At 68.3% G+C, this 20,463-nt stretch carries 17 protein-coding genes; 7 read left to right on the top strand and 10 right to left on the bottom strand.

The genetic code is table 11. From position 1 onward, the window contains the following. Positions 1 to 4 precede the first annotated feature (4 nt). Both DC434_RS16735 and DC434_RS16740 read left to right on the top strand, forming a co-directional pair. Positions 5 to 499 carry a MarR family transcriptional regulator gene (locus DC434_RS16735; protein ID WP_116636441.1) on the top strand — a complete coding sequence of 165 codons (495 nt, stop codon included), beginning with the start codon at positions 5 to 7 and terminating at the stop codon, positions 497 to 499. Between the two features lie 37 nt (positions 500 to 536). Beyond that, the gene (locus tag DC434_RS16740; protein WP_207769989.1) at positions 537 to 1,457 is read left to right on the top strand and encodes a pseudouridine synthase; all 921 of its coding nucleotides are present in this window, start codon (positions 537 to 539) and stop codon (positions 1,455 to 1,457) included. A 12-nt stretch (positions 1,458 to 1,469) separates the two neighbouring features. Here DC434_RS16740 and DC434_RS16745 read toward each other — a convergent pair whose 3' ends face one another. The 5 genes from DC434_RS16745 to DC434_RS16765 form a co-directional block, all read right to left on the bottom strand. After that, complete coding sequence (locus tag DC434_RS16745) at positions 1,470 to 1,805, bottom strand: hypothetical protein (protein ID WP_133192832.1); 336 nt, start codon at positions 1,803 to 1,805, stop codon at positions 1,470 to 1,472. 99 nt (positions 1,806 to 1,904) lie between these two features. Beyond that, positions 1,905 to 2,564, bottom strand: a complete 660-nt coding sequence (locus DC434_RS16750; RefSeq protein WP_116636444.1) for an ABC transporter permease subunit — start codon at positions 2,562 to 2,564, stop codon at positions 1,905 to 1,907. Next, positions 2,564 to 3,607 (bottom strand): methionine ABC transporter ATP-binding protein, encoded by a 1,044-nt coding sequence (locus DC434_RS16755; protein WP_116636445.1) that lies wholly within the window; start codon positions 3,605 to 3,607, stop codon positions 2,564 to 2,566. The genes DC434_RS16750 and DC434_RS16755 overlap by 1 nt, the downstream gene beginning before the upstream one ends. A 95-nt stretch (positions 3,608 to 3,702) precedes the next feature. After that, entirely contained in the window at positions 3,703 to 4,614 is a 912-nt protein-coding gene (locus tag DC434_RS16760; protein WP_116636446.1) for a MetQ/NlpA family ABC transporter substrate-binding protein, read from the bottom strand. A gap of 103 nt (positions 4,615 to 4,717) precedes the next feature. Then, a complete protein-coding gene (locus DC434_RS16765) occupies positions 4,718 to 6,469 on the bottom strand; it encodes a Na+/H+ antiporter (RefSeq protein ID WP_116636447.1) in 1,752 nt (583 codons plus the stop codon). A 118-nt stretch (positions 6,470 to 6,587) separates the two neighbouring features. On the opposite strand from DC434_RS16765, the gene DC434_RS16770 reads away from it, so the two are divergent. After that, the gene (locus tag DC434_RS16770; protein ID WP_165808113.1) at positions 6,588 to 7,634 is read left to right on the top strand and encodes an endonuclease/exonuclease/phosphatase family protein; all 1,047 of its coding nucleotides are present in this window, start codon (positions 6,588 to 6,590) and stop codon (positions 7,632 to 7,634) included. Between the two features lie 21 nt (positions 7,635 to 7,655). Here the strand turns inward: DC434_RS16770 and DC434_RS16775 are convergent, their stop codons facing one another. Next, positions 7,656 to 9,500 carry an ABC-F family ATP-binding cassette domain-containing protein gene (locus DC434_RS16775; RefSeq protein WP_116636449.1) on the bottom strand — a complete coding sequence of 615 codons (1,845 nt, stop codon included), beginning with the start codon at positions 9,498 to 9,500 and terminating at the stop codon, positions 7,656 to 7,658. A gap of 68 nt (positions 9,501 to 9,568) precedes the next feature. Between DC434_RS16775 and DC434_RS16780 the strand changes: the two genes are divergently transcribed. From DC434_RS16780 to DC434_RS16795, 4 genes are all read left to right on the top strand, one after another. After that, positions 9,569 to 10,480, top strand: a complete 912-nt coding sequence (locus tag DC434_RS16780; protein ID WP_133192834.1) for a spermine synthase — start codon at positions 9,569 to 9,571, stop codon at positions 10,478 to 10,480. An 88-nt stretch (positions 10,481 to 10,568) separates the two neighbouring features. Continuing rightward, on the top strand, positions 10,569 to 11,870 hold the full coding sequence (locus tag DC434_RS16785; RefSeq protein WP_243408982.1) for an HNH endonuclease signature motif containing protein: 1,302 nt from the start codon (positions 10,569 to 10,571) through the stop codon (positions 11,868 to 11,870). 94 nt (positions 11,871 to 11,964) lie between these two features. Continuing rightward, entirely contained in the window at positions 11,965 to 13,530 is a 1,566-nt protein-coding gene (locus tag DC434_RS16790) for a serine hydrolase domain-containing protein (RefSeq protein WP_165808114.1), read from the top strand. Positions 13,531 to 13,534: 4 nt separating this feature from the next. Continuing rightward, on the top strand, positions 13,535 to 15,136 hold the full coding sequence (locus tag DC434_RS16795) for a helix-turn-helix domain-containing protein (protein ID WP_116636453.1): 1,602 nt from the start codon (positions 13,535 to 13,537) through the stop codon (positions 15,134 to 15,136). A gap of 95 nt (positions 15,137 to 15,231) precedes the next feature. Here the strand turns inward: DC434_RS16795 and DC434_RS16800 are convergent, their stop codons facing one another. From DC434_RS16800 to DC434_RS16815, 4 genes are all read right to left on the bottom strand, one after another. Next, complete coding sequence (locus tag DC434_RS16800; RefSeq protein ID WP_116636454.1) at positions 15,232 to 16,350, bottom strand: sugar-binding protein; 1,119 nt, start codon at positions 16,348 to 16,350, stop codon at positions 15,232 to 15,234. 58 nt (positions 16,351 to 16,408) lie between these two features. After that, positions 16,409 to 17,764: a multiple monosaccharide ABC transporter permease gene (gene mmsB, locus DC434_RS16805; protein ID WP_116636455.1), complete on the bottom strand. Its 1,356-nt coding sequence runs from the start codon at positions 17,762 to 17,764 to the stop codon at positions 16,409 to 16,411. Continuing rightward, positions 17,761 to 19,281: a multiple monosaccharide ABC transporter ATP-binding protein gene (mmsA, locus tag DC434_RS16810; protein ID WP_279303218.1), complete on the bottom strand. Its 1,521-nt coding sequence runs from the start codon at positions 19,279 to 19,281 to the stop codon at positions 17,761 to 17,763. The genes mmsB and mmsA overlap by 4 nt, the downstream gene beginning before the upstream one ends. Before the next feature lie 157 nt (positions 19,282 to 19,438). Beyond that, positions 19,439 to 20,452: a LacI family DNA-binding transcriptional regulator gene (locus DC434_RS16815; protein ID WP_116636457.1), complete on the bottom strand. Its 1,014-nt coding sequence runs from the start codon at positions 20,450 to 20,452 to the stop codon at positions 19,439 to 19,441. Between the last annotated feature and the right edge of the window lie 11 nt (positions 20,453 to 20,463).

The raw sequence follows: 20,463 nt of genomic DNA on the forward strand, positions 1-20,463 counted from the left end.
GCGGATGAGCGAAGAGGATGAGGTCGATCGGATCGTCGGTGCGTGGAACACGCAGCGCCCCGACCTCGACTTCTCCCCTCTCGAGGTGCTGTCGCGGATGGACCGCCTTTCTCGGCACCTCGACCGCGCCCGCCGTGACGTGTTCCGCCGCAGCGACCTCGAGCCGTGGGAGTGGGACGTGCTCTCGGCTCTGCGTCGCGCGGGCGCTCCGTTCCAGCTCTCCCCCAAGCAGCTCCTGCAGCAGACGCTGGTGTCGAGCGGCACCATGACGAACCGCATCGACCGACTCGTCGCCCGTCGACTGGTTCGCCGGGAGGCCGATCCCGGTGATGGCCGGAGCGTGCTCGTCACTCTCACCGAAGACGGTCGCACGAGAGTGGATGCCGCGATCACGCGTCTCGTCGACGTCGAGGCCGATCTCCTGCAGGCGCTCTCGCGGAGCGACCGCGAACGCCTGGCCGGTCTGCTGCGCAAGCTGAGCCTCAGCTTCGACTCATGAGGGCGCTCCGACGCGGGAGGGCATCCGACTGATGGGCATGCCCTCTCCTCTCCCCATGCGCGACGGCGTGGGCGCGACACGGCTCCATGTGCCGCTGCGCGGACCCTGGCCGACCGTGTCGGCCTATATGGTGGAGCGCTTCTTCCACCTCGATCCCGAACTGCTGCTGCAGCGGTTCGACAAGGGCGACATCGTCGCGAGCGACGGGTCGGCGGTGGCGCGCGACGCCCCTCTCGGCTCCGAGGAGTTCGTCTGGTACTACCGCGAGCCGCCGACGGAGCAGGCGATCCCGTTCACCGAGGAGATCCTGCACCAGGACGATCACCTCGTGGTCGTCGACAAGCCGCACTTCCTGCCGACGACTCCGGGCGGGAAGTTCCTCCAGAACTCCGCCCTGGTGCGGCTGCGCAACCGCCTCGGGAATCCCGACCTCGCGCCGATCCACCGCCTGGACCGTGCGACGGCAGGACTGCTGATGTTCGCGGTGCGCCCGGCCACGCGCGGCGCCTACCAGCTGCTGTTCGAGAAGCGGCAGGTGCAGAAGGTCTACGAGGCCGTGTCGGCGCGTCCGGATCGGTGGGACGCGACCCGCTTCCCGTTGGTGTATCGCAACCACATCGAGAAGCTGCGCGCCCAGGTGCGCGTCGAGGTCGACGACGCGCGCGAACCGAATGCCGAGACTCTCATCGAGGTGATCGACGCCGACGACCGCGTCGTGCACACGCTGCTGCGCCCGCACAGCGGCAAGATGCATCAGCTGCGCGTGCATCTCGCGGCCATCGGCCTCGGCATCCTGAACGACCGCTTCTATCCCGAGCTGCTCGATGACGGGCCGGACGACTACGCCCGGCCGCTGCAGCTGCTCGCGCGCGAGCTGCGGTTCGTCGATCCTCTGAGCGGCGAGGACCGCGTCTTCACCACCCGGCGGACGCTGCAGGAGAGCCCCGGGTCCGCCTGAAAGCGAAGCCGGTCACGCACCGCCCGCAGGGAAGCGCTCGCGGAAGAAGGCATCCACCTCACGCTCGGCGGTCGAGTCGATCGCGAGCCACGCGGTCGATGTTTCCCGCGCCGCGGCTGCGACGGCGGCCACGGCATCCGGTCCGTCCGAGGTCTCCCAGCGATCGCAGATCTCGGACCACAGCACGTAGGCGCTCCACAGCACGTGGGCGTGGTCGCTGTGATCGCGCTCGATCAGGTCGAGGAGTCGTCCGGTGCCATCCATCATGGCGTCGTAGACGCCGTTGCCGCTCCCGGCGAGCACGCGGGTCGATACCTCGGTCATCTCTGCTGCCGCGCTGATCCTCATGGACTCGATCTTTTCTCGGAGAGCACGCATCGCGCATCCTCCCGTGGGACCGACCTCGCCATCCGCCGGTACGATTCGTGACCCGATCGAAAAGGAGGCCTAGCGCCGCATGATCTTGCGCGCGAGCTTCGTGCCGAGCAGCTGCACGAAGTGCACGAACACGACGATCAGCACGATCGCAGCCCACATCACGACCGGCTCGAACTGCCGGAAGCCGTAGATCTGGGCGAAGGCGCCGAGACCGCCACCGCCGATCAGACCCGCCATCGCCGTCATGTCGATCAGGGCGACGACGATGAAGGTGTACCCGAGGATGAGCGGTCCGAGCGACTCCGGGATGGCGACGGTGAAGAGGATGCGCCAGGGACCGGCACCCATCGACCGTGCGGCTTCGATCACACCGGGCGAGACCGAGACCAGGTGCTGCTCGACGATGCGGCCGATCGCGAAGGCCGCGGCGAGACCGATGATGAAGGCGCCGGCCGTGGTGCCGATGCCGACGCCGACGACCGCGCGAGCGAACGGCTGCGCCACGGCCATGAAGATCACGAACGGGATCGGACGGAAGAAGTTGACGGCGAGGTTCGCGATCGTCGAGACGAACGCGTTCTGCACGAGCCCGCCCGGTCTGGTCACGTAGAGGATGATGCCGATCACGAGGCCGAGCACGCCACCCAGCACGAGCGCGAACGACGTCATGTACAGGGTCTCGAGGGCCGCTTGCCAGAACTCCGGCCCGAGTTCGATCAGACGATCCATCAGCGTGCCTCCTCTCCGGCGATCTCGGTGACTTCGACACGGTCGCCGATCGACGCCAGCGCGCCGTCGATCGCCGCGCTCTCTCCCCGGATCGCGAGCGTGAGATGACCGAAGGCGCGACCGCGGATGTCGTTGATGCCGCCGAACACGAGCTCGAAGTCCAGGCCCGCGTTCGCGAGGTCGAGGAACACCTGCGCCTGCGACGAGTCCCCGTCGCGGAATGAGAAGGTGACGATGCGGCCCTGATGACGCTCGCGAAGCACCGCGAGTTCCGACGGCGACGGCACGCCCTTGACGACGGTGCCGACGAAGCGCTGCGATGCCGGGTTCTGCGGGGCCGAGAACACGTCGAACACGTCACCCTGCTCGATGACCCGGCCGCGCTCCATCACGGCGACCTTCGTGGCGATGGTCTGGATGACGTCCATCTCGTGCGTGATGACGACGATCGTCACGCCCTGCTCCTTGTTCACGCGCTGGAGCAGGTCGAGCACCTCGTGGGTCGTCTGCGGGTCGAGCGCGCTGGTCGCCTCATCGGCGAGGAGGATCGCAGGACCCGTCGCGAGAGCGCGGGCGATGCCGACGCGCTGCTTCTGGCCACCGGAGAGCTGCTCCGGGTAGGCCTTGGCCTTGTCGGACAGGCCGACGAACGAGAGCAGCTCGGTGACTCGGGCCTCGATGTCGGCCTTCTTCCACCCGGCGAGCGTGAGCGGATAGGCGATGTTCGCCTTGACGCTGCGCGAGGAGAAGAGGTTGAACTGCTGGAAGATCATGCCGATGCCGCCGCGGATGCGCCGGAGCTCGCTCTCCTTGAGCGCGGTGATGTCGACGCCGTCGACGAGGATGCTGCCGGCGGTCGCCGGCTCCAGCGCGTTGATCAGGCGCACGAGCGTCGACTTGCCGGCTCCGGAGTATCCGATGATGCCGAAGACGTCGCCCTTCTCGATCTCGAGGGTGACGTCGTCGACCGCGACGATCTCGCCGTCTCCGGGGTTCCGCGAAGGGTAGGCCTTCGAGACATTGGTCAGGCTCACGATCGGCATGTGCTTCTCCGGTCTGGTTCTCGGGAAATGAGAATCGGGTGACGCACACGGCGTCACCCGATTCTCGCATCAGGCGGGATCGCTCCCGCGCGCGCTCACTTGTTCTCTGCAGCTTCCTTCTGGACCTTCTTCAGCGAGTCCACGAGGTCCTTGACCGGCGTCTGCAGCGACAGGGCCGTGCCGCCCGACGACTCCGCGAGGCCCTTCTGCACGGCCTCGTCGGTCTGGAAGATCTCTACGAGCTTGAGGTACGTCTCGTTGTCAGCGTCTTCGGCGCGCGCGGCGAAGATGTTCACGTACGGCAACGCGTTCGGGTCCTCGATGTCGTCGGTGGCCAGCGCGTCCTCGAACGTCAGACCGGCATCCTTCACGAAGTCGTTGTTGATGATCGCTGCGGCGACGTCCGGGAGCGAGGTCGGGGTGAGTGCGGCTTCGAGGGCCTTGACCTGCACCTTGGACTTCTCGGTGTCGACGTCGGCGAGGTCGGAGTACGGCGTGCCGCCGCTCTTGAGCTCGACGAGACCCGCCTGCTGGAGGACATTGAGCGAGCGCGCCTGGTTGGAGGCGTCGTCCGGAACGGCGACGGTCTCGCCCTTCTGGATGTCCTTCACGTCGTCGTACTTCGTGGAGTACAGACCCAGGGGGTAGATCGCGGTCGAGCCGATCGGGGTGAGATCCGAGCCCGACGCCTCGTTGTACTCGGCGAGGTACACGATGTGCTGGAACTGGTTGAGGTCGACCTCGCCCTCGGTGAGAGCGGGGTTCGGCTGCTCGTAGCTGCCGAAGTCGACGAGCTCGACGGTGATGCCCTCCTCGGCGGCGGCCTCGACGAAGGGCTCCCACTGCGCGTCGCCCTTGCCGACGATGCCGACCTTGACGACCTCGTTCTCGGTGGATCCACCGCCGTCGGAGCCGGCGTCGGACGACGCGGTGGCGCAGCCGGCGAGCGCGACGAAGAGCGGGACCGCGGCGAGCGCGGCGATGACGGAGGTGGTGCGACGTGACATGGGAAGGGGTTCCTCTCGTGGGGGGACTCGAATACGTTAGGCAGGCTCGTGCGCGCACGCGGAATCGACCGTCACACGACGTCACAGCGTGAGCGGATGCCGCTCAGTCGAACTCTTCGATGCCCTGCAGGCGCACCTGTTCCAGGTCGAGCCGCGCCGAGATCCGTCGCACGACGATGTCGTCGACGGTGCCGGCGCTGCGGAGCCCCAGCAGCACCTCGCGCTTGCGGTCGAGGAGGGCGAGCTTGAGCCGCGTGTGCTCCTCATGGCGGATGAGCGGCGAGCGCTGGGCGAGGTCGACGTCGGCCGAGGTGGCGATCATCTGCAGCACCGTACCGTCGGTGGCATCCGTCCCCGCGACGCCGAGCGGCGTCGCATCGCCGGCATCCGTCCCGCCGATGCCCAGCGGATCGGGTTCGTCGAGGAGGTCGTCGAGCGCCTCCGCCTCGGCGTCCACGAGAGCCTGCTCGCGAGCCAGGGAGCGCGCGTTCTCGAACTCCAGCATCTGGTAGCCCTCGCCGCGCACCCGGTCGCGGACCTCCTGACCCACTCCATGCTCGGCCGCGAGGTCGTCGAGAGCGGCGAGTGCCGCACCGGAGATCGCCCGCTCCGCGAGCTCGTACTCCTCGTCCTCGGCATGGTCGACGGGGAACTTCGCCCAGCGCACGATCATCGGCAGAAGCGGCGCCTGCACGAGGAGGCTCAGCAGGATGACGCCCGCGGTGACGAAGACGATCTCGTCGCGCCCCGCGACCGCGCCGCCTTCGCTGATCCCGGCGGGCACGGAGAGGGCGATGGCGAGCGAGACCGCTCCCCGCATCCCCGCGACCGTGGAGACCGCACGCGCCCGCGACCGCATCCCCCGGGGAAGCGGGGTCGCCGGGCGACGTTGGAACGGGACGTTCATCAGCTGGAACAGGTATCGCACGACCAGCAGCGTGACCCACACGGAGAGCGTGATGAGCACGAGCCGTCCGATCGCCGCAGCCGAGATCTCGTGGACGACGTACTGGACCTCGAGACCGATGAGCACGAAGAGCGCGCCGTTGAGGAGGAAGACGCCGAACGGCCACGCGGCATCCGCCTGCCGTCGCGACGACGCCGTCGTCACGCGTGGCGAGATGTAGGCGACGATGAGACCCGCCACGACGACCGCGAGCACCCCGGAAGCATGCACGATCTCCGCGACGAGGAACGCCGAGAACGGGATCAGCAGCAGGGTGACGTTGATCACGATGGTCGACGTCGTACGGCTCAGCAGCAGATAGCCGAGAGCTGCGACGGCGGCTCCGGCCGCGACGCCGCCGATGTACGAGACCAGCACGTCCCAGGTGACCGAGAGCGGGGTGATCTGCCCGCCGAGCGCGACCGACACCGCGATGGCGTAGAGCACGAGAGCCGTGCCGTCGTTGGTGAGGCTCTCCGCCTTCAGCTTCATGAACGAACGTCGCGGCAGCAGCCGTCCGAGGGCGGCGACGGCCGTGGCGTCCGGCGGCGCGACGGCCGCACCGAGGATCAGCGCGATCTCCCACGGCATGCCGAACAGCACGGCGATGCCGGCGACGGCGAAAGCGGATGCCACGACGAGAACCGTGCTCATCGGCAGGATGTACCGGAAGTCGCGGCGGATCGAGCGCAGCGAGGTCGTCAGACTCTCCCAGAACAGGATCACGGGCAGGAACAGCAGCAGCACCGTCTCCGGCGGCAGCTGCACCTCGCGCAGCTGCGGCACGAAGCCGAGCAGCAGCCCGAAGATGACGAGGACGAGGGGCAGTGCGAGGCGCACACGCGGTGCGATCAGGGTTCCGACAAGAATCGTGAGTCCGAGCAGGACGGTTACTTCGAGGCCTTCCATCACTACCTCCCAACACCTGTGGGAGAAGGATATTCCTCATCACGCGCCGACGGTCAGGTTCTCTCGACCTTCGTCGACGAGACTGAGCCGGACACCCCGCGGGAACGAGGAGCAACGGATGACGACGGCGAGCGCGCAGGACCGGGATCTCCCCGACCGAACGGCCGGCAGACGAGGCGTGCGACCCGGTTTCGTGCTGACGGCGCTGCTCGGCGCCCCGATCGCCCTGCTGCTCTCGTGGCCTCAGGCCCTTGGGGCCGAGCGCCTCCCGGGAATCGCGCAGCTGATCGCCCTCCGCGCGGGTCTCGCGATCGCTCTGCTCATCACGGGGATCGTCTTCGCCGTCGTCGCACGCGCGCGACGACGCTGGTCGATCGCCGCGGCGCTGGCGGTGCTGCTCCTCGCATCGTCGGCGGCCAACGCCGGTGTGCTGCTCGCGAGGGGCGGCGGTGCGACCGCGGGCTCGGGCTCGGGCTCGGGCTCGGGCTCGGGCGAGCTGACGGTCCTCGCGTGGAACACACTCGGCGGGGCGGCGACGCCGCAGTCGATCGCCCGGCTCGTCATCGCGACGGATGCCGACATCGTGAGCCTGCCCGAGACCGACGAGGCGGCGGTGGCGGAGATCGCCCGGCTCGTGGCCGTCGACGGCAAGCCCATGACCGCTGACACGACCCGCGGCCCCGAGGGCGATGCGGACATCCCCACCTCCCTCCTGCTCTCGGCCGATCTGGGCGACTATCGGATCGACGAGGGCGCGGGTTCCACCCCGAACCTTCCGAGCGCCGTGTGGGAGCCCGTCGACGGCACCGGTCCCCGCATCGTCGCCGCACATCCGCTGCCGCCGCTGCCCGGCATGTTCGACGACTGGGACGCGGGGCTCGACTGGGTCTCCGATCGCTGCACCGACCCGGATGTCATCATCGCCGGCGACCTGAACGCGACGGTCGACCATCTCGGCAGCGTGCTCGACGGCTGCCGGGATGCCGCGCTCGAGACAGGCGCCTCCGCGGTCGGTACGTGGCCGGCGTCCGCGCCGCCGTGGCTCGCCTCACCGATCGATCACGTGCTGGTCGGTGAAGCGTGGGAGGTGCGCACGGCATCCGTGATCACGGATGCAGCCGGGAGCGATCACCGGCCGATCGTCGCCGTGATCGCGCGGCGATGAACCGCTTCCAGGCGGCTCCGGTCAGGCCAGCTCCTCCGACAGCTCGAACCAGCGCAGCTCCAGCTCCTCGATCTCGGCCTGCGTCTCGCCGATCGCCTTCATCTTGTCGGCGATGCCGGCGTAGTCGGACTGATCGTGCTCGGCCAGCGCGTTCTTCGCCTTGTTGATCTGCTGCGTGAGCTTCTCGATGCGGCGCTCCAGCGCGGAGATCTCCTTCTGAGCCGTGCGGAGGGCTGCGCCGTCCAAGGCGGATGCCTTCTTCGCCGTGTTCGTCGCCGTCTGCGACTTGCTCGGTGCGGCATCCTGCAGCTGTCGCAGCCGCAGGTACTCGTCCACTCCCCCCGGCAGGTGACGGAGGTGGCCGTCGAGGATCGCGTACTGCTGGTCGGTGACGCGCTCCAGGAAGTACCGGTCGTGGCTCACGACGAGGAGAGTGCCCGACCACGAGTCGAGGAGGTCCTCGATCGCGGCGAGCATGTCGGTGTCGAGGTCGTTGGTGGGCTCGTCGAGGATCAGCACGTTGGGCTGATCGAGGAGCACCAGGAGGAGCTGCAGCCGGCGCTGCTGCCCGCCGGAGAGATCCTTCACCGGCGTCGACAGCTGGGCGGAGTCGAACCCGAGCCGCTCGAGCAGCTGACCGGGCGTGAGATCCTGCGCCTTCGAGCCCGAGCCGAGCGTGTACGAGGTGCGCAGGCGGGAGATCACGACGCGGACCGGCTCGCGGCGCACGTCCTCCAGCTCGTCGAGGCGCTGCGTGAGCGTCTTGACGATCACGGTCGAGCCGCGCTTGACGCGGCCGACGGTCGGCTCGACGGTGCCCGCGATGAGGCCCAGGAGCGTGGACTTGCCGGCGCCGTTGACGCCGAGGATGCCGGTGCGCTCCCCCGGCGCGATGCGCCATTCGACATCGCGCAGCACCACTCTGTCCTGGTTCCCTGAGCCGCCCTCCTGGGTCCCTGAGCTTGTCGAAGGGCGGGGGTAGGTCACCCCGACGTCGAGCAGGTCGACGACATCTTTGCCGAGCCGGGAGACGGCGAGCGACTGCAGGGAGACCTTGTCGCGAATCTCGGGCACGTCGGCGATGAGCTCGTTGGCCGCGTCGATGCGGAACTTGGGCTTGGCGGTGCGCGCGGGCGCACCGCGGCGGAGCCACGCGAGCTCCTTGCGTGCGAGGTTCTGGCGCTTCGCCTCGATCGTGGCGTTCATCCGGTCGCGCTCGACGCGCTGCAGGATGTACGCGGCGTATCCGCCTTCGAAGGGCTCGACGATGCGATCGTGCACCTCCCACGTCTCGGTGCAGATCTCGTCGAGGAACCACCGATCGTGGGTGACGACCATGAGGGCGCCGGAGTTCGCGGTCCACCGCTTCTTCAGGTGTCCGGCGAGCCAGGTGATCGCCTCGACATCGAGGTGGTTGGTGGGCTCGTCGAGGGCGATGACGTCCCAGTCCCCCGCGAGCAGCTTCGCGAGCGACACACGGCGCCGCTGACCGCCGCTGAGCGAGCCGATCTCGGCATCCCACGGCAGGTCCTTCAGTAGCCCCTCGATGACGTCGCGGACACGGGAGTCGCCGGCCCACTCGTACTCCGGCATGTCGCCGACGACGGCCTGGCTGATCGTGACGTCATCGGCGAGCGTGTCGGCCTGGTCGAGGACGCCGATGCGGATGCCGCCGCGCACGGTGACGCGTCCTGCGCTCGGCTGCTTCGTGCCGGCCAGCATGCCGAGGAGGCTCGACTTGCCGTCGCCGTTGCGCCCGACGATGCCGATGCGGTCACCCTCCTCGATGCCGAGGGTCACGGAGTCGAAGACGACCCTGGTCGGATATTCGAGGTGGAGGCCTTCGGCCCCGAGAAGATGTGCCATGTCCTCTCAAGGGTACTCGCGTGCGCTGAGCGCAACGTCCCCGGTCTCGCCCGGCCTAAGATCGACGGGTGCCAAGGAAACACCGGGTGTTCTCGCTCTCGCTCGACAATCGCAAGGCGAAGCTGATGCAGTCGAAGAGACGCCCCGGTCGCTACGAGCTCAGCGTCGATGGGATTCCGCAGTCCGTCGTCTCGATGACCGAGCCCACCGCCCTCGAATACGCCTACATCCAGCACATCGCCCGAGCGATCGATGCGGCGGCCGAGCCGGGCGAGCCGTTGTTCACCGTGCATCTGGGGGCCGGAGCGCTCACGCTGGCACGCTACGTCGAGGCCACCCGTGCCGGGTCGCCTCAACTCGTGGTCGAGTTCGAGCCGGCTCTCTATGCAGCGGTGATCGCCGCGCTGCCTCTTCCCGCCGGTGCCGACCTGCGAGTCATCTTCGGCGATGCGCGAGCGATCGCAGACGCGGAGCTCCCCGGCGAGGGGCGATCCCCGTCCCCCGTGCTCGGCGCCGCACCGACGGGCGCCACCGCCGTCGACACCGATTGGGTGGATGCGCGCTTCACCGTCGTCGATCTCTGGGATGCCGCCGTCATCCGACACCATGTGGCCAGCCAGGAGTTCTACCGCCGGGTCGCCGCACGCTCCGCGACCGACGGTGTCGTGGCGGTCAACCTGCTCGATGGGCATCCTTTCGAGTACTCACGGCGACAGGCGGCCACGCTGGGCACGGTGTTCGAGCACGTCGCCGTCGTTCTCGACGCAGAACCGGACGACGATGAAGGACCGCTCAGCAACGTCGTCGTCTTCGCGAGCGATGAGCCACTGGACATCGTGACGAACCCCGATCTTCTCGGCACGCCGCGACCGCACATGCTCCACGACGATCGGCTGACGTCATGGATCGCTGAGGCGCGCATCATGACCGACGCCGACGGCACGGACTCCCCCGACCCCGACGACCCCATCTGGGACTAGGCGGCCGACGGCGAACATATCTTCGAATGTCGGTGGCCGATGATGTACTGAAGTCATGGAAGCGATGGTCGATGCGACAGACTCTCAGATGGCGACACTCGCCGATCTGGTCGCGTCGTTGGCTGCCGCTGAGGCGACGCTGAGCAGCATGCAGGCCGCACGCGACGGTTTGCTGGCGCTGGCTGGCCGCCTCGCCGTCGACATCGCGCAGCAGGCGGACCACCCCGATGGCGGTGACATGACGATTCGGTCCGTCGCCGCCGAGATCGGCGCCGTGCAGCGCGTGAGCGACCGCACGGTCGAGCGCCGCATGTCCGATGCCTCCTGGGTGGTGGACCGCTTCCCGTCGGTCTGGCAGGCGCAGGGTGAGGGGCGGATCAACGCGGCACACTCGCGCGTGGTCGTCGACGCGGGTGCGCATCTCGACGACGAGGCGGATCGCGCGGCCTACGCCGCGGAGGCCCTCGCGGCCGCGGCTGTCGAGTCGCCGAACCGCTTGCGCCGCATCGCTCGGCGGCTCGCGGAGAAGTATCAGAAGCGCACGGTGACCGAGCGGCATCGCACCGCCCGCGAGAAGCGGCGAGTCTGGATGAAGGACGGCGAAGACGGCATGGCCGAGCTGGGCATGCACGGCCCCGCGACCCTCGTTCACGGCGTGTTCGACCGCCTCTCACAGATGGCGCACGCCCTCAAAGAAGAGAACGCGAGAGCGGCGAAGAAGGCAGACGGCGTCCGCGACGAACGCACGATCGATCAGCTGCGTGCCGATCTGCTCGCCGACCTCGTCCTCACCGGCGCGCCGACCGCACACGACACCGAAGACGGGCTGCTCGGCGCGATCCACGCGCGGGTCGAGGTCACCGTGCCCGCATCGTCCCTGATGAACGGCGAAACGACCTCCTCGGCGGGGCCGTGCTCCCCACCGGCCGAGTTGGACGGCACGATGCCGCTCGATTCCTGGACCGCCCGCTTCTTCGCCGCGACCGCAGCGGGGTGGGATCGCGTCTTCACCCATCCGACCAGCGGCGCGATGCTCTCGGTCGACCGGTATCGTCCCAGCGAGCAGCTCCGGCGGCATCTTCGAGCCCGAGACCAGCGATGTCGTTTTCCGACCTGCGGTCTGGCCGCGCGAAAATGCGACGTCGATCACAACGTCGCAGCGGCCGCGGGTGGAGCCACCTCCCACGAGAACCTCGCGGCGTTCTGTCGACGGCATCACATGCTGAAGCACCATTCGCCGTGGCACGTGAGTCAGAAGGCGGGTGGAGTTCTCGAGTGGACGAGTCCGACCGGCCGCGTCTATACGGATGAGCCCCCCGTGCAGAACACCGTCACCTTCGCCGAGAGCACGGCATTCGACGACAGCGCGGGCGCACCCGCACCGTTCTGAGCACACGAGCCGGTGTCGCGGAGACCAAACCCGGGCCGCACATTTTGCCCGCGAGGACAAGCCGGCCTCGAGTGCGCATCGGAAGAATTCGAACATGGACACCGACGCCGTCGCCCGCCTCGTCTCCCGCTACGCAGCGCCCACCGGCCCGGGACTGGCGGTGGGCGTCTACCGCGGCGGAGTGCTGGTGAGCCAGTTCACGGCAGGACTGGCCTCGGTCGAGTTCGGCGTGCCGATCGACGAGCACACCCGCTTCGACATCGCCTCGATGAGCAAGCAGTTCGCGGCCACCGCGGTCCTGCTCCTGGACCGAGACGGTCTCGTCAGCCTCGACGACGACATCCGCGCGCACCTGCCCGAGCTGCGCCTCGAGACCCCCGTGACGATCGCGCAATGCCTGCAGCACACCGGTGGGCTGCGCGAATGGCTGGCCCTCGCCGCCGTCGCCGGTCGGAGCCTGACCCGGATCACCCAGGATCAGACATTGGAGTTCGTCTCCGGCCTCTCGACGCTCGACTTCCCCCCTGGCGCGGCGTTCCGCTACTCCAACACGGGGTACGTTCTCGCGGCATCACTGGTGCACCGCGTCACCGGTCGCACCCTCGGCGAGTTCGCCGCCGAGCGGATCTTCCGGTCTCTCGGCATGCACCGCACGCTCTTTCGCGAGGACAGCCGTGCCGTCCTCCCCGGGTTCGCCTACGGCTACGAATCGATCGATGACCGTGTGCTCCGTGCCGACAGCGAGGAATGCGCCGTCGGGGACGGTGGTCTCGTGACCAGCCTGAGCGAGCTCGGTCCCTGGCTCCGCTTCCTGCGCGACGGAGACGTCCTCGGCGAAGACATCCGCGACACGCTGGTCGACAGCACCCCCGTCTTCCCGGACGGGAGCGCCGGGCCCTACGCCTACGGCATCTACCATGCGGACCTCGGCGGCGAGAGCACGATCGGTCACGCGGGCGCCGTGGCCGGCTACCGCTCGCACCTCTGCTACCTGCCCGACCACGACCTCGGCGTCGTCGTGCTGGCGAACCACTCCGCCGTGCGGGCCACCGTCATCGCGAACGCGGTCGCGCGGCTCGCGGTCGGTGTCCCGGAAGCACCTGTCCCGGCACCGGCCCACGACACTGAGTCGGCCCGCGCGGCGGCGGGATGGTGGATCATGCCGGGCGCGGACGAATCCATGCGGACCGAGGCTCGTCTCGACGGGACGCTCACCCTCTCGGGGTTCCAGAGCGGGCGCTTCACACTCGCCGAAGACGGATGCTGGTACGGCGAGGACCGGGATGAGGGACTGCAGCTGCTGATCGACGGTGACCGCCTCGTGCTTCGGGTCCACATGCGGCCGGGGCGGGATCTGACGTTCGAACGCTGCGCCGCCCCCGACGCGTCAACGCCCCCGCCGGCGGGGACCTATCTCAGCCCGGAGCTCGGCACGCTCGTGCTCATCGAGCCGGACGGCAGGTTCCGCCTCGGCCTCGACATCGCCGGCGAAGTCGAGGCGGGGCCGGATGGAACGTTCCTGGTCGGTCCGGCGTCGGTGCGCCGCGACGGAGACGATCTGCGGCTCGGGATCTTCGGCGTGGACGGGATGCGATTCGTACGGCAACCGGAGGGAACGGCGCTCGTCGGCGTCCCGCGCGGGCTCGACACGGCATCCTGAGATCATGACCGTTGAGCACGCCGCCGAGTCGTCCACGACGCTGGGCACCCTTCTCGACACCCTCGGCTCCACCGTGCTCCGTGCCCTGGCGCTGCCGAAGGGACGCGACCGGAGCGCGGGGCATCCGCTGATCCTCGATCCGGACTCGACCGACCCGCACGCCGGCGATGCGATCGTGCTCGCTCCCGGGCGACCGTCCGCGGAGCTGATGGACTGGGCGGCCGAGACGGGCGCGGCGGCGCTGGTGGTGCGCACCGGCGCGATCGACGCCTCGGCGTGGGGTGAGGCGGCGAGGCGCACCGGGGTGGCCGTGCTCGAATCGTCCCCCGATGTCACCTGGGGACGGCTGTACACGCTCGTCGATGCGATCAAGACGATGTCCGGACCGGTCTCGGATTCCGACAGCCGTCACTCGACCGACCTCTTCCGACTCGCGAACGACATCGCGCTGCGTACGGGTGGGGCCGTCACGATCGAAGATCTCGCCATGCGCGTGCTCGCCTATTCGACGATCCCCGGCCAGGAGGTCGACGGACTGCGCCGCGACGGGATCCTCGGACGCCGGGTCCCCGAGCATCCGTCCAACGCCGAGGAGTACGCCGCCGTGCTGCGCTCGATGACCGCGGTGCGCAGCCTGCCGACGGAGGAGGATCTTCCCCGTCTCGCGATCGCCGTGCGCGACCGCGGCGAGGCGCTGGGCAGCATCTGGGTGCTCGAGGGATCGACGCCGCTCTCGGCGGACGCCGGGGAGGTCCTCGCCGAGGCCGCGCAGCGCGCCGCCGCCCAGCTCGCGCGATTCAACCTCGTCGCGGATGCCGACCGGCGTCAGCGCACGGAACGCCTCGGCTGGCTCATCCGGGGATCAGGGGCGACCGCGAGCATCGCCGGGCACTTCGGTCTCGAGCCCTCATCCGCCACCACCGTGATCGTCATCGACCGGATCGCCGAGCATCGCGCCTCCCGCAGCGGCGTCTCGATGCACACGGCGGCGGCGTACGTCGGCGACCTGCTCCGCACCGGACTGTCCGCGTATCGCATCCCCGCGGCAGCCGGCGCCTTCGACGGCCGCGCGATGGCCGTCGCCGGCACATCCGCCGACACGGCCGTGCTGCAGTCGATCATCGCCACAGTGATCGCGAGGGCGAACGAGAGCATCGGCAGCGGATGGCGCGCCGGCGTGAGCGCGACGCTCCCCGGGCTCACCGGCATCCCGTCCGCCGCCGCACAAGCTGCTCAGGCCTGGCGCGTGGTCGCGCACATGCCGGGACACGGCGAGATCGGACTGCACGAACGCCTCGGACCCGGACTGCTCCTGATGGAGATCCACTCGAGCCTCGGTCAGAGCGAACTCGTCTCGGGCGAGCCGCTCCGGACGCTCCTGGCGCACGATGCGGCCAACGGCACCGACTACGTCAAGAGCCTCAGCCGCTGGATCGGCGCGAACCACGACGTCGCGCGCGCCGCAGAGCTCCTGATGCTGCACCCGAACACCCTGCGCCACCGACTCCGGCGCATCGCCGAGGTCATCGACATCGACGATGCGGATCTCCGTCTGGTCCTCGCACTGCAGCTCCGGCTGCGAGAGATCGACGGCGCGGCGATCTGATCTCCGTACGCCCGAACGGCGACGAGCCGCCCGGACCGCTCCCGAGGGAGGAGATCCGGACGGCTCGTGCGATGCCCTCGAAGAGGGCGGGTGTCTTACTGGTACGACTTCACGATCTCGAGGAGGCTCGGGACGTTGGCGTACGCCTCGGCCGCGTTCTCCTTCGTGACGATCAGCGGCTCGAGCAGGTACGCCGGGACGACCTTGGCGCCGTTGTCGTACGACTCGGTGTCGTTGACGTCGACCTCTTCGCCCTTCTGCAGCTGGCCGACCATCTTGATCGACTGCTCGACGAGGAGCGTGGTGTCCTTGTTGATCGTGGAGTACTGGATGCCCTCCATGATCGACTTGACCGACTCGACCTCGGAGTCCTGACCCGTGACGACCGGGACCGGCTTGCCGGCCTGCTGCACCGAGGTGATGATGGCGCGAGCCAGCGTGTCGTTCGGCGAGAGGACGCCGTCGAGGACGGTGTCACCGCTGTACGAACCGGTCAGGAGCGTGTCCATGCGGTTCTGGGCGTTCTCGGCGAGCCATCCCTCGGTCGCCGTCTGGGCGATCTCGGTCTGGCCGGAGACGACCTTCAGCGTGCCGTCATCGATCTTCGGCTGCAGGACCTCCATGGCGCCGTCGAAGAAGACCGCGGAGTTCGCGTCGTCCGGCGAGCCGGAGAACAGCTCGATGTTGTACGGAGCCTCGTGACCGGCACGCTCGGCGAGACCGTCGAGCAGAGCCTGGCCCTGGAGCTGACCGACCTTGAAGTTGTCGAAGGCGACGTAGTAGTCGACGGCCTCGGTGTTCTCGATCAGACGGTCGTAGGCGATGACCGTGGCGCCGGCGTCCTTGGCCGCCTGCACCTGCGTGGCCAGCTGTTTGCCGTCCTTCGCGCCGATGATGATGACCTTGGCGCCGTTGGTGACCATCGCCTGGATCTGGTTCTGCTGCTCGGCGACCGTGTTGCTGGCCGGTGCGTACTGCACGTCTGCCTTGAAGCCGGCCTTCTCGAGACCGTCCGTGAACAGCTGACCGGCGAGGACCCAGTTCTCCGAGGTCTTGTCCGGGAGGGCGACACCGATCGTGGCACCGGCGTCGAAGCCCTTGGCGGTCTCCTCCCCCGATCCACCGGTGTCCCCGCCGCGCTCCGAGGAGCAGCCGGTGAGGGCGAAGGCGCCCGCGACGACAAGCGCTGTCGCCGACAGAAGAATCTTCTTCATGTGATCTCTTTCTCTGGTGTGTGAAGGTCGCCTCACGCGTGCGAACGCGATTCGACCCCTACTGTCCGCTCGTCTTGTCGACGGGTGGGGCTTGGTAGGTCTTGTTGGGCTCGAAGGTCTGCAGCGCCGGGTCTTCCTTGCGGCCGAACCGGCGGGTCATGAAGCCGATGAGCGAGGGGCGGCCCTGCTGCTTGTTCCAGACGTCGATGCCGACCGCGATGAGGAGCACGAGGCCCTTGATCATCGAGACGACGTCGGCACCCTGGCCGAGCAGCGCGAGGCCGTTGTTGAGGAACGCCATGACGAGACCACCGATGATCGAGCCGATCACGGTGCCGATGCCGCCGGCGACGGCCGCGCCGCCGATGAAGACCGAGGCGATCGCGTCGAGCTCCCAGCCGGTTCCGTCGTTCGGGCCGGACGCCTGCGAGCGGGCGACGAAGATCATGCCGGCGAGGGCGGCCAGCATCGACATGTTCATCATCACGAAGAAGTCGACCCAGCGGTCCTTCACACCCGACAGGCGGGCGGCCTGCCGGTTGCCGCCGACCGCGTAGATGTGGCGGCCGAACACGGTGTTGCTCGTGATGAAGGTGTACACGATCACGAGAGCGAGCAGGATGAGACCCGGAACCGGGAAGCTCGTGCCCGGGCGGCCGGTGGCGAACATCCAGGCGGCGGCGAGGACGACGACCGAGAGCAGCACGACCTTGGTCACGCTCACCCAGACGGGGGCGCGGTCGGATCCCATCTTGCGCTGCACGCGGCGGGTGCGGATCTCCCAGAACACGAGCCAGGCGACGGCGACGAGCGCGAGCAGCATGGTCGGGATGTTGAACGGCAGCGGAAGCCCGATCTCGGGCAGGTAGCCCGTTCCGATGATCTGGAAGCCCTTCGGGACCGGGATGGTCTGCGCGTCGCCGATCCACTGCTGCGCACCGCGGAAGAACAGCATGCCGGCCAGCGTCACGATGAACGCCGGTACGCCGACGTAGGCGACCCAGAATCCCTGCCAGGCGCCGACTGCGGCTCCCACGGCGAGGCCGAGGAGGATCGCGAGCGGCCAGGGGAGGTTCCACTCCGCCATCGACTTCGCCACGATGATGCCGGTGAACGCGGCCACGGAGCCGACCGAGAGGTCGATATGCCCCATGATGATCACCATCACCATGCCGATCGCGAGGATCAGGATGAACGAGTACTGGTTGATGACGTTGATCAGGTTGCCCGAGGTGAGAGTCGCACCGTTCGGACCGTTGCGCAGCAGGGTCAGGATCTCGAACAGCACGATGATGACGATCAGGCTGCCGAGGATGCCGAACTGACGCAGCGTCGACGTTCCGCCGCCGCCGAACATCTTGGTGATGTCCTTGAAGTGGAACCCGGTCTTCGCGGGGGTGGATTCGGTGGTCATGCGGATGCTTTCTGGGTCGCGGACGTCATGCTGCGCATGAGGGCCTCGGGTGTCGCCTGATCGGCCGGGATGCAGTCGGTGACCCGACCTTCGAAGACGGTGTAGATGCGGTCGGAGATGCCCAGCAGCTCCGGCAGCTCGCTGGAGATGACGATGACGCCCTTGCCCTGCGCCGCGAGCTGGTTGATGATCGCGTAGATCTCGTACTTCGCTCCGACGTCGATGCCGCGGGTGGGCTCGTCGAGGATCAGCAGGTCAGGATCCGTGAACATCCACTTGGCCAGGACGACCTTCTGCTGATTGCCGCCCGAGAGCTTTCCGACGCCCTCCTCGACCGAAGGCGTCTTGATCCGCAGCGCCTTGCGGTAGTCGTCGGCGACCGAGAACTCCTGGCGCGCGTCGACGACTCCGTTGCGGGAGATCTTCGAGAGCTTGGCGGCGACGACGGACCGCTTGATGGTGTCGAGGAGGTTCAGCCCCAGCGACTTGCGATCCTCGCTCACGTAGGCGAGACCGTGCTTGATCGCGGAGGCGACGTCGGGCAGGACCACCTCCTGGCCGTCCTTGATCATGGTCCCCGAGAGGAACGTGCCGTACGAGCGGCCGAAGATGCTCATCGCGAACTCGGTGCGCCCGGCGCCCATGAGGCCGGCGATGCCGACGACCTCGCCGCGGCGGACGTTGAGGTTCGAGCCCTTGACGACCATGCGCTCGGAGACGGTCGGATGCTGCACCCACCAGTCCTTCACCTCGAAGAACACCTCTCCGATGTCGGGCGTGCGGTCGGGGTAGCGGCTCTCCAGCGACCGGCCGACCATGCCGCGGATGATGCGGTCCTCGTTGATCTCCCCGCGCGAGATGTCGAGCGTCTCGACCGTGCGCCCATCGCGGATGATCGTGATCTCATCGGCGATCTGCTCGATCTCGTTGAGCTTGTGGCTGATCATGATCGACGCGATGCCCTTGGCCTTCAGACCGAGGATCAGGTCGAGCAGGTGCTGCGAGTCGTTCTCGTTCAGCGCGGCGGTCGGCTCGTCGAGGATGAGGAGCTTGACGTCCTTGTTGAGCGCCTTCGCGATCTCGATGAGCTGCTGCTTGCCGACGCCGAGCGTCTTGATCTGCACGTCGGGGTCTTCGTTCAGCCCGACGCGGGCGAGCAGCTCGGCGGCCCGCTGCTTCTGCGCCTGCCAGTCGATGCGGCCGAAGCGGCGGATCTCGTTGCCGAGGAAGATGTTCTCGGTGACGGAGAGCTCGGGGATGAGCGCGAGCTCCTGGTGGATGATCGCGATGCCGGCCTGCTCGCTGGCGACGATGTCCTTGAAGCGCTGCTCCTCGCCGTAGAGCAGGATCTCGCCCTCGTACGTCCCGTAGGGGTAGACCCCCGACAGCACCTTCATGAGAGTGGACTTCCCGGCGCCGTTCTCGCCGCAGATCGCGTGGATCTCGGCGGCGCGCACGGTGATGGATACGTCGGCGAGTGCCTTGACCCCCGGGAACTCCTTCGTGATGCTGCGCATCTCGAGGATGGGGCCTGACACTGTCGGCAACGTTGCTGTGGTGCTCACGGATCTTTCCTTGCAGACGTGCGGTCACCTTCGATGTGACCGTTCACATTGGATTACATCGTCCCCGCACGAGGGACCGCTGTCAAGTCCGCGTGCAGAATTCGTGTCGCTACCGTGATGCGGCCGACTCGCGGGCACGCAGGAGCGTCTTGAGCGGGCCGAACTCCGGCACCTGCTCGTTGCGGATCTGCGCCAGGAGGATGCGGACGGCCCTCCGCCCGAGCTCCGGGAAGTCCTGATGCACCGTGCTCAGCGTGGGCGCGACGTGCGCTGCGACGGGGATGTCGTCGAATCCGATCACGCTCACGTCGTGCGGCACACGGACCCCGGCGTCGCGGAATCCGTGCATCAGACCGATCGCCATCAGGTCGTTGGCGGCGAACACCGCCGTGAAGTCGCGGCGGCGCGACAGCTCCTGCCCCGCGAAGTACCCGAAGTCCGCCGTCCAGTCACCGCGGATCGGCGGGAACGTGGGCAGATCCGCCTCCCGCAACCCGTCGAGGTATCCGCGCATGCGGGACTCCGCCTCGATCCAGTCCTGCGGGCCGGCCAGGTGCAGAATGTCGCTGTGGCCGAGGGCGATCAGGTGCTCCGTCGCCGCGCGCGCACCGGCGACCTGATCCGCGGAGAGACTCACGCCGTCGGAGCCGGATGCCGTCTGCAGGTTGACGAAGGGGATGTCCAGCGACATCCCGCGCAGGACGTGGAAGACGCGCACCTGCGGGGCGAGCACGACGATGCCGTCGACCTGCTCCCGCGCCAGCTGGCGCACCGCCGTGCCGATCGCCTCGGGCGTCGTGTCGGCGAGGTTCAGCGTCGAGACGGAGTATCCCTCCTCCCGCGCGGCATCCTCGATGCTCGCGATCGACGATGTCGGACCGAACTCGCCGATCGTCGCGGAGAGGATCCCCAGCATGTTCGACTTGCTGGTCACGAGGGCGCGCGCCGCGAGGTTCGGGCGGTAGTCGAGCACGGAGATCGCGTCGAGGACCTTGGCCTTCGTCTCCGGGCGGATGCTCGGGTGATCGTTCAGCACCCGGGACACGGTCTGATGCGAGACACCCGCCAGACGCGCGACGTCGCGGATGCTCGGCATCCGGGCACGCTCGGAGGCGGTGGACATCGCAGGCCTCC

Origin of the sequence: Microbacterium sp. TPD7012, from assembly GCF_003075395.1 — a bacterium.
Lineage (GTDB): Bacteria > Actinomycetota > Actinomycetes > Actinomycetales > Microbacteriaceae > Microbacterium.

Coding starts and splice junctions, on each gene's coding strand:
- DC434_RS16735 (WP_116636441.1), top strand. CDS start 5: ATGAGCGAAGAGGATGAGGTCGATCGGATCGTCGGTGCGTGGAACACG.
- DC434_RS16740 (WP_207769989.1), top strand. CDS start 537: ATGCCCTCTCCTCTCCCCATGCGCGACGGCGTGGGCGCGACACGGCTC.
- DC434_RS16745 (WP_133192832.1), bottom strand. CDS start 1,805: ATGAGGATCAGCGCGGCAGCAGAGATGACCGAGGTATCGACCCGCGTG.
- DC434_RS16750 (WP_116636444.1), bottom strand. CDS start 2,564: ATGGATCGTCTGATCGAACTCGGGCCGGAGTTCTGGCAAGCGGCCCTC.
- DC434_RS16755 (WP_116636445.1), bottom strand. CDS start 3,607: ATGCCGATCGTGAGCCTGACCAATGTCTCGAAGGCCTACCCTTCGCGG.
- DC434_RS16760 (WP_116636446.1), bottom strand. CDS start 4,614: ATGTCACGTCGCACCACCTCCGTCATCGCCGCGCTCGCCGCGGTCCCG.
- DC434_RS16765 (WP_116636447.1), bottom strand. CDS start 6,469: ATGGAAGGCCTCGAAGTAACCGTCCTGCTCGGACTCACGATTCTTGTC.
- DC434_RS16770 (WP_165808113.1), top strand. CDS start 6,588: ATGACGACGGCGAGCGCGCAGGACCGGGATCTCCCCGACCGAACGGCC.
- DC434_RS16775 (WP_116636449.1), bottom strand. CDS start 9,500: ATGGCACATCTTCTCGGGGCCGAAGGCCTCCACCTCGAATATCCGACC.
- DC434_RS16785 (WP_243408982.1), top strand. CDS start 10,569: ATGGCGACACTCGCCGATCTGGTCGCGTCGTTGGCTGCCGCTGAGGCG.
- DC434_RS16790 (WP_165808114.1), top strand. CDS start 11,965: ATGGACACCGACGCCGTCGCCCGCCTCGTCTCCCGCTACGCAGCGCCC.
- DC434_RS16795 (WP_116636453.1), top strand. CDS start 13,535: ATGACCGTTGAGCACGCCGCCGAGTCGTCCACGACGCTGGGCACCCTT.
- DC434_RS16800 (WP_116636454.1), bottom strand. CDS start 16,350: ATGAAGAAGATTCTTCTGTCGGCGACAGCGCTTGTCGTCGCGGGCGCC.
- mmsB (WP_116636455.1), bottom strand. CDS start 17,764: ATGACCACCGAATCCACCCCCGCGAAGACCGGGTTCCACTTCAAGGAC.
- mmsA (WP_279303218.1), bottom strand. CDS start 19,281: ATGCGCAGCATCACGAAGGAGTTCCCGGGGGTCAAGGCACTCGCCGAC.
- DC434_RS16815 (WP_116636457.1), bottom strand. CDS start 20,452: ATGTCCACCGCCTCCGAGCGTGCCCGGATGCCGAGCATCCGCGACGTC.